The organism is Streptomyces sp. NPDC001904 (genome assembly GCF_040297005.1).
Classification (GTDB): domain Bacteria; phylum Actinomycetota; class Actinomycetes; order Streptomycetales; family Streptomycetaceae; genus Streptomyces.
Window position 1 is genome coordinate 62,783 of record NZ_JBEOYI010000034.1, and the last position, 8,222, is coordinate 71,004.

6 protein-coding genes, 1 tRNA gene and 1 pseudogene are annotated in these 8,222 nt (G+C 68.8%); 4 read left to right on the forward strand and 4 right to left on the reverse strand.

Going from position 1 to position 8,222, the window contains the following annotated elements; genetic code table 11:
- The first annotated feature begins 151 nt into the window (after window positions 1-151).
- The gene (locus ABT127_RS35235; protein ID WP_351459317.1) at window positions 152-541 is read left to right on the forward strand and encodes a hypothetical protein; all 390 of its coding nucleotides are present in this window, start codon (window positions 152-154) and stop codon (window positions 539-541) included.
- Window positions 542-1,273: 732 nt separating this feature from the next.
- Window positions 1,274-2,113, forward strand: a pseudogene (locus tag ABT127_RS35240) (tyrosine-type recombinase/integrase); the annotation flags it as partial.
- 50 nt (window positions 2,114-2,163) lie between these two features.
- Here the strand turns inward: ABT127_RS35240 and ABT127_RS35245 are convergent.
- A tRNA-Gly gene (locus ABT127_RS35245) sits at window positions 2,164-2,237 on the reverse strand.
- 536 nt (window positions 2,238-2,773) lie between these two features.
- Here ABT127_RS35245 and dcd point away from each other — a divergent pair.
- Both dcd and ABT127_RS35255 read left to right on the forward strand, forming a co-directional pair.
- Entirely contained in the window at window positions 2,774-3,349 is a 576-nt protein-coding gene (dcd, locus tag ABT127_RS35250; RefSeq protein ID WP_111662908.1) for a dCTP deaminase, read from the forward strand.
- Between the two features lie 11 nt (window positions 3,350-3,360).
- Window positions 3,361-3,876 (forward strand): phosphoribosyltransferase, encoded by a 516-nt coding sequence (locus ABT127_RS35255; RefSeq protein WP_351459320.1) that lies wholly within the window; start codon window positions 3,361-3,363, stop codon window positions 3,874-3,876.
- Window positions 3,877-3,952: 76 nt separating this feature from the next.
- Here the strand turns inward: ABT127_RS35255 and ABT127_RS35260 are convergent, their stop codons facing one another.
- From ABT127_RS35260 to ABT127_RS35270, 3 genes are all read right to left on the reverse strand, one after another.
- Window positions 3,953-4,804: a Yip1 family protein gene (locus tag ABT127_RS35260; RefSeq protein WP_351459323.1), complete on the reverse strand. Its 852-nt coding sequence runs from the start codon at window positions 4,802-4,804 to the stop codon at window positions 3,953-3,955.
- 139 nt (window positions 4,805-4,943) lie between these two features.
- Window positions 4,944-6,458 (reverse strand): VCBS repeat-containing protein, encoded by a 1,515-nt coding sequence (locus ABT127_RS35265; protein ID WP_351459326.1) that lies wholly within the window; start codon window positions 6,456-6,458, stop codon window positions 4,944-4,946.
- A 198-nt stretch (window positions 6,459-6,656) separates the two neighbouring features.
- Entirely contained in the window at window positions 6,657-7,946 is a 1,290-nt protein-coding gene (locus ABT127_RS35270) for an FG-GAP repeat domain-containing protein (RefSeq protein WP_351459329.1), read from the reverse strand.
- Window positions 7,947-8,222 lie beyond the last annotated feature (276 nt).

An 8,222-nucleotide genomic window follows, 5' to 3' on the forward strand; every position in this document is an offset into this window, starting at 1 on the left:
GACCTCGGACGGCCCAGAGACGGCCCAGGGACGACCCGAGGAACGTCGCCAGAGACAGCGCCAGTCAAGAGGGCCGTACGCGACACGCTGGAACTTCTGTCTAATTCTTGCCGATCCCTGACCTGCGCATATGCCGCTACGCTGCGCCTTCATGGGGAAAGCTATGCGCTTGTACTGGGGATACATCGCGGTTGGGCCACTCATTGTCGCGTGGACCCAGCAGTGGGCACTTCCGATCATCGCCGCCTTATCCGTTGCCGTCTTCGCTTATGCCTCCTTCTGGGTGCCGGCCTGGTGCGGAGCAGTCAACCGAGACGGCAAGACCTACTGCCGGGATAACGCCTACGGCCTGCTGATGGGGTGTAAGAGACGTCAACACCGTTGGCAGAAAATAAAGTTGATCGTTTTGCGGAGCAAGGTCGGAAACATAAGCCGTGCCGTCTTTCCAACCGCGAAAGACAAGTTCAACGGCTTCATTGCTGTAGGAGGCCTGCTTTCCGCCATCGCGGCGGTGATCGTAACTGTCGTGTCAGGAGGCTGACCGATCCCAACCACCAGCATCCCCATCCGCCTTGGGTTGAGCATGGTCTCGAAAACCGTCGTGGCGAGAGTCACCGTGGGTTCAAATCCCACACACACCGCGCAGGTTGAAGGCCTCTGACCAGTCAGATTGGTCGGGGGCCCTCGTCATGCGCACTGCCCGCTAGTGACCGTGATTCCCTGTGAGTTCCCGGTCTATCGGGCACGGATGGGGCACGACCACTCACATGCTTTGAGCTCGGGCCGCATCCTCATCAGGTCGATCGAGGTGCCCTCTCGACCATGATGAACGTCCGCTGAACCCTGGTTCGGCTGCCGCTGAGGTTTCGGCGTTGATCGGCGCCGTACGTCGTTGTTGGTGTCAGCCGCTGGTGTCAGCTCAACGAGGCAGTCTTGACAAGCTGAGCTGCTCACCTACGGACTTTCAGTCCCACGCGCTCCTGAGGGAACCGCTCGGCTCTGCCTGGGTCGACGGTGGACGGGATGGGAGCCCACCGCCAGGAGCCCACCGCCCTCGCCACGATGTGCCCGCGGCCGGGAACGGCGCCCCCTCCCACCCGGTGCCGGCCGATCCCCCGCCGGAGGCATCGTCTGTGACCGTGAGCCGCGAGCGTGTCGGGTGCTCGACTCATGTCCTCCGGGCCTATCCACTGTGGGCGGGCGTCGGCGCAGCCGGGGCGGAGCGGGCCGGAGGCAGGAGCGGCAGCCCCAGCGGAGCCGGGAAGCCCGCCCGGACGAGATCACCGCGCCGCGGGTGAGGGCCTGGCGCACGGAGCAACTCTCCACTGGGTCGCAGTCGGTGACGGCTAAGGCGTATCGGCTGTTGAAGGCCATCATGGAAACTGCGGTCGACGACGAACTGATCCGGCGCAACCCCTGCCGGATCAAGGGCGCGGGCGTGGAGAAAGCGGACGAGCGGCCCACCGCCACCGTGGCCCAGGTCGATGCCCTTGCCGACGCGATCGGCATGCGCTGGCGTCTGATGCTCTACCTCGGCGCGTACGGTCCGACCCGTCCTGAAGAACTGGCCGGCCTGCGTCGCCGGGACGTCGACCTGGACGAACTGAGGATCACGGTGCGGGTCGCCGAACCGGAGCGGGTGAACGGGCGCCGTGCTCCCGGTGTCACCAAGTCGGACGCCGGTACCCGCACGATCTACCTGCCCGCGTTTCTCGCACGTGAGCTGCGCTGGCACCTGGAGTCCTTCGCCGAGGAAGGCCCCGATGGGCTGCTCTTCGTCGGCGAGCGCGGCAAGCCCTTCCGCCGCAGCACCTTCGGCCGGTACTGGCGCAAGGCCCGTGCTGTCGTGGGCCTGCCCGATCACTTCCGGTTCTACGACCTGCGCCACACCGGGCACACCCTGTCGACCGGATCGGGCGCGACCCTGAAGGACACGATGGTGCGCGCCGGCCAGTCCTCGGAGAAGGCGGCGATGATCTACCAGCACTCCGAGAAGGAGCGGCAACAGGAGGTCGCCGGGATGCTTGACCGGAGTGTCAGGAAGGCTCGGCGGGCCGTGGCACGGAAGTCGGATGATCAAACATCTGGCACGGATCTGGCACGCGGCGACTGAGCGGAAGCGCACAGCAAAAAGGCCCGGGTCGATGACCTGGGCCTGAGCTGTGGAGCGGGTGACGAGAATCGAACTCGCGCTCTAAGCTTGGGAAGCTTATGTTCTACCATTAAACTACACCCGCGTAGTACCGCCGTTGAAGCGGCCTGTACTGCCGGACACTGTACCCCATGCCGGGCCCCGGGCGCTCAAGCCGCCGGGGCCCGGCTGCGTTGTGCGGCCTGGATGTGACTGCGGGTGAAGGGAGTTGAGGCGTACGGTGGGCGGACCGCGCGAGGGTTTCTCAGGGGTGTCCCGAGGTCGGAGTGCCGCCTGGATCCGCGTCCCTTTCATCCCGTAATGTGACCCCGTCGTCGGCCAGGAAACTGGCCCAGTGGCTCGTGGGGAAGGGACTCCGGGACTTGATGGACTCGTTGGAGCGCACCGTCGTCCGATGTGCCGAAGGGCACGTGTTCAGCACTGCTTCGTTCCCGATGCAGCAGGCCGACCGTCTCGGTCCCGGCCGGCTCATCCGGTGTCCGAAGTGTGCTCGGTTGCGGCATGCCGTTCCTGTGGGACCGCAGCAGCGGTAATCGCGGCACAGGTAGTCGTACGGACCAGGTCAGAGCGCGCGGGCCCGCCGATTGTGGCGGGCCCGCGCGCTCTGCGTATCCTCGGTGCGTGCTTCTCTCAGACAAGGACATCCGGGCCGAGATCGACTCCGGACGGGTACGGATCGATCCCTACGACGAATCGATGGTTCAGCCGTCGAGCATCGATGTGCGGCTCGACCGCTACTTCCGGGTGTTCGAGAACCACAAGTACCCGCACATCGACCCGAGCGTCGAGCAGGCCGACCTGACCCGGCTGGTGGAGCCGGAGGGCGACGAGCCGTTCATCCTGCACCCGGGCGAGTTCGTGCTGGCGTCCACGTACGAGGTCATCTCGCTGCCCGAGGACATCGCCTCGCGGCTTGAGGGCAAGAGCTCGCTCGGCCGCCTCGGGCTGGTCACGCACTCCACCGCCGGTTTCATCGACCCGGGCTTCAGCGGCCACGTGACGCTGGAGCTGTCGAACCTCGCCACGCTGCCCATCAAGCTGTGGCCGGGGATGAAGATCGGGCAGCTGTGCCTGTTCCGCCTGTCGTCACCCGCCGAGTTCCCGTACGGGAGCGAGCGCTACGGTTCGCGTTACCAGGGACAGCGCGGGCCGACCGCCTCGCGTTCCTTCCTCAATTTCCATCGGACCCAGGTGTGAGCGGCAGCGACATGAGCGACAGCAGCGGTACGGCCCCCGTGCGCGAGAACCTTACGTACGAGAAGTTCGGGGTCGCGATCCGCGAGCTCGCGCAGACCATCGCCGACGACGGGTACGAGCCCGACATCATCCTGAGCATCGCGCGCGGCGGCGTCTTCGTCGCGGGCGGCCTCGGGTACGCGCTGGACGTCAAGAATCTGAATCTCGTCAACGTCGAGTTCTATACCGGTGTGGGCGAAACGCTGGAAATGCCGGTCATGCTGGCTCCGGTGCCGAACGTCATCGACTTCTCCAACAAGAAGGTCCTGATCACCGACGACGTCGCCGACACCGGCAAGACGTTGAAGCTGGTCCACGACTTCTGCCTGGACACCGTGGCCGAGGTGCGGTCCGCCGTCGTCTATGAGAAGTCCCACTCGCTCGTGAAGTGCGAGTACGTGTGGAAGCGGACCGACGACTGGATCAACTTCCCGTGGAGTGTTGAACCGCCCGTGGTGAAGCGTGACGGTCAGGTGCTCGACGCCTGAGGCCGTCTGTACGTACGTGAAGGGGCCCGGCACCGTTCGACGGTGCCGGGCCCCTTCGTGTGCGTGCGTGACGTGGCTAGAACGTGCCCAGCTTGATGATCGAGAGCAGGGCGACCAGCTGGATCGCCGAGGCCGCGAGGGCCTTGGGCCAGGGGAGGTCGTGGGACTTGGAGACCATCGTGGTGAGCAGGGCGCCCGCCGCGATCCAGGTCGCCCAGCCGAGGAGCTGGACGAACATCTCGTTGCCGCCGAGGAACATGCCGACGAGCAGGCGCGGGGTGTCGGTGAGGCAGGCGATCAGCATGGAGAGGCCGACCGTGGGCTGCCAGGCGCCGTCGCCGCCGAGCTGGCGGGCCAGGGTGTGGGTGACCACGCCGAGGATGAAGAACGAGATCGTGACCGCGACGCCCGTGGTGAGGACGTAGGGGATCGCCGAGGAGAGCGTGGCGTTGATCACGTCCTCGCGGGCGCCGTCGAAGCCGAAGATGGCGAGCAGGCCGTAGAGGAACGTGACGATGAGCGCCGGGGCCCACATCGCGTAGTCGCGCATCTGGAGGTAGGTCGGCGCGGGGCGGAAGACGACTCCGGTGAGGAGGTCCTTCCAGTGCAGGCGGGGGCCGATGGGGCCGGCCGGGGCCGCGCCGGCCTGGTAGGTGGAGCCCTGGCCGTACGGGTCCTCGTCCGGGTTCACCGAGAACGCCTGGGTGTGGCCCGGGTTGTTGGCCGCGTACGGGTCGTAGCCGCCGCCCTGCTGCGGGCGGGGCGCCTGCCGCGGGTCGCCGAAGTACTCCGGCTCGCCGTGTCCGCCCCCGCCGCCGTTGTTGCCCTGGGGCCACTGCTGCTGACCACCGCCGCCGCCGTAGTACTGCGGGGGGCCTTGGGGCGCTTCGCGGTTGTCCCGGCCGCGTCCGTTCCTGAATCCAGCCACGTAGTCGAACGTACCTGGTTTCCGCGGGGTCGATGCCGGGCCCGGGGATCGGGCCCGGCATTGCGGCTGAGCTGTGACATCCCCTACGGGGCGTCTGTCACCGGGCCCTTAGGGGGAGGCCCCGGGGCCGGCCGGTGGATCAGTTGGCCGCGTTCGCGCCGAACTCCGGGTAGCCCGAGGTGCTCACGGCGACCGAGGAGGCCGAGAGGGAGCGGGCGCCCGTGGTGGTGATCTTGGTGCCGTCCGACGGGAGGTAGGTGAGCGCGCCGTTGTAGTCGTTCTCGCCGACGGCGCCGACGACCAGATCGTCCTTGCCGTCCTTGTTGGCGTCGGTGAGCTTCACCTCGCTGCCGAAGAAGTCGTCCTTCTCGTCGCCGCCGGGCACGCCGGCCGTGGACTGGGCGAAGAACTGGGTGCCCGACGTGGTGTCCAGACCGTTCGCGGAGCCGTACAGGACGGTGACGGCGCCGGTGTTGACGGCGGAGCCGAGGTTCTCGCCGGGGGCGCCGACGACGACGTCCGCGAAGGAGTCGCCGTTGATGTCGCCGAGGGCGAGCTCGCTGCCGAACCAGTCACCGCGCTCCGAACTGCCGGGCACGTTGCCGGAGTTCTGGGTGATGTTCGTGACGGCGGACGGGCCGGACGCGGAGCCGTAGGTGACGTGGACCTGGCCGCCGGTGACCGACTCGGGGACGGTGGAGGTGCTGCCGTCGGGGTTCTTGGTGTTCGGGTCCCAGTCCTGGCCGGTGACGATGTCGCCGAAGCCGTCGCCGTTGACGTCGCCGATGCCGGTGATGACGCCGCGCTTGAGCTTCTTGGCACCGCTCGTGGTCAGGCCGGACGCGGTGCCGGGCAGGTAGTAGTTGGTGTTCCAGCCGTCGGCGCTGCTGGTCTCGTAGCCGTTGGCGACGAGGTCGGTCTTCCGGTCGCCGTTGACGTCGCCCGCGAACAGGCTGAGCGGCCCGGCGCCACTGCCGCTGATGATGTTCGGCTTGACGGTGTAGTGGCCGCCCAGCGAGGCGGACTTGGTCGTGCTGCCCTTGTAGACGTACAGGGTGGAGGAGGACGAGCCGATGGCCAGGTCGTCCTTGCCGTCGCCGTTGAAGTCGCCCGCGGCCAGGGCCTGGCCCCAGCGGTCGTGCGAGGAGACGGCGGGGTCGGTGATCGTGGTGCCGCCCGTGAGGCCGCTCGGCGAACCCCACACGATGGCGACGGTGCCGCCGTCGACATCGTTGCCGACCTTCTCGTACGAGGCGGCGACGGCGAGATCGTCGTAGCCGTCGTGGTTGAAGTCGCCGTACGCGCTGCTCCACCCGAAGTGGTCGTACGCCTCGGAGGCGCCGGGGACGCCCGCCGTGTTCTGGCTGATGGTGGAGCGCTTGGCGGAGGTGATGCCGCTCGCCGAGCCGTACAGGGCCACGATCTGGCCGGCTTCCTTGTGCCCGGCCACGGTGGCGTCGCCCGCGGAGACCGCCAGGTCGCCGTAGCCGTCGCCGTTGAAGTCCGCCTTCGGGTGGTGGACGGAGTCGGCCGCGCCCGCCGAGCCCGCGGACACGGCGAGCAGACCGCCGGTCAGCGCGGCGGCGACCGCCGTCGCCGTCGCGATGCGGATGCGGGCCGGGGAGACGGCTGAGGTACTTCTGTGCTTGGCCATGCGGTGGGCTCCTGCGCGGGAAAGGGGATGTCTGGCGGACATCCGCGTCGATGAGGTGCCGTTCGGCTGTCGTTTGCCGGGAGTTGTCCCGTGCATGACCTCCAGGTCGGCGAAGAGGAGACTCGTTGGCAGGTACAAGGGTTGTACGGGAGCTGTGAGGCGTTTGGGAAAAAGGGAACCGATGGGGGCCCGGAACACTCAGGGGGCGACGTCGGCGGTGAACTCGGCCGTCGAGAAGGCCGGTCGGGGCTTCGCCGCCAGCAGTGACGCCGTCCGCTCGCCCGTCAGCACCACCACGGAGTCCTTGGCGGAGTCCGACCCGGAGGTGCGCTGGACGACCAGATCGTCCCGCCCGTCGCCGTCGTAGTCGGCGACGGCGATCACCCGGCCCCCGCCCGGGGAGCCCTTCAGCACGCGGGTGCCGCCCGCCACGAGGCGGATCTTTCCGTCGCCGGACGCGATCAGGTCCGTACGGCCGTCGCCGTCGAGGTCGCCCGTGTCGAGCGTGGTGCCGGGGACGGCGAGGGTGCGGCCGTTCTTCAGCACGATGCCGTCGCCGGTCATGACCGCCGAGCCGAACCGGCCGAACGCCACGTCCGTGCCCGCCGGATACGTGGTTCCGGCCGTCTGCGGGCCGGTCGGGCCGCCCAGGGCGACGGTCGCGCGGGCGGTGCCGCCGTGGGCGCGGACCAGGACGTCGTCGGTGCCGTCGCCGTCCACGTCGGCGGCGGGCCCGGCAGGAACGTTTCCTGAGGACGGTACGAGACGGGCCGTGCCGCGCGGGGCGCCGGAGCGGGTGAAGGGGCCCGGGAGGAAGGAGAGGCTGTCGTTGCTGGCGTGCACGACGAGGTCGGCCTTGCCGTCGCCGTCGAAGTCGCCGCACACGGGCTGGTCGGGCCAGTCGTTGCCGAGCCGCGCCCTCGCCGGGATCGCGACCTTCACGCCCTTGCCCGCGATCCCGCCGGGCGAGCCGAAGAGGATCTGGAGGGGGACGGGCGGCTGCCCCTGGCCGTCGTAGGGCGGGTCGGTCGACACGACGAGATCGGTGAAGCCGTCCGCGTTCAGGTCGCAGCTCGCCTCGGACGCGAACGCCGCCGGGGTCTGGCCCTTCGTCGGCGCCGCGTACTTCGCCGGGGACAGCAACTGCCGTACGCCCGGCGTCAGTCCGTGCCCCTTCTTCCCGTACACGATCGCGATCCCGGCGTCGTCGCCGAGCCCGTCGTGCGCGAGATCGTCCAGTACGAGGTCGGGGGCGCCGTCACCGTTGAAATCGGAGGCGGTCCGCGATCCGCTGCCGCGGGGGACCGGATCTGTGGCCGTACGGGCGTTCTTGCCGGTCAGGGCGGTGGAGCGGGGGTTCGCGGAGGCGGCGGTGTCGTCGGCGCTGCAGCCGGTCAGCGCGGTGAGGAGGACGACGGCGCTCGTGGTCGCCGCTGCGACGGCGGTGCGTCGCGCCGGGTTTCCTGTGCCGCTCCCTGTGCCTGGCATCGCAACGACCCCGCTCACCTCATGACTTCACAACCTCCCCATCATGGCGGGCGTCGGGGGCGGGGTTAAGGGCTGCGAGGTGCCGTGTTCGTCACGTCTGTGGCCGTGCGCGGGTGGCCGCGGGTCGCGCGGTTCCCCGCGCCCCTGTTGGGTTGTTCTTCGGGTGCGGGCCGGTGGCCGCTTCTCGCGCAGTTCCCCGCGCCCCTGAAGCGAGCTCCGCTCGCTAGGGGAAGGCTGCGCGCAGCGCATGCCTTCAGGGGCGCGGGGAACTGCGCG

Excerpts from the sequence above, each read along its gene's own strand:
- ABT127_RS35270 (WP_351459329.1), bottom strand. The coding sequence starts at position 7,946 with ATGCCAGGCACAGGGAGCGGCACAGGAAACCCGGCGCGACGCACCGCC.
- ABT127_RS35255 (WP_351459320.1), top strand. The coding sequence starts at position 3,361 with ATGAGCGACAGCAGCGGTACGGCCCCCGTGCGCGAGAACCTTACGTAC.
- ABT127_RS35235 (WP_351459317.1), top strand. The coding sequence starts at position 152 with ATGGGGAAAGCTATGCGCTTGTACTGGGGATACATCGCGGTTGGGCCA.
- ABT127_RS35265 (WP_351459326.1), bottom strand. The coding sequence starts at position 6,458 with ATGGCCAAGCACAGAAGTACCTCAGCCGTCTCCCCGGCCCGCATCCGC.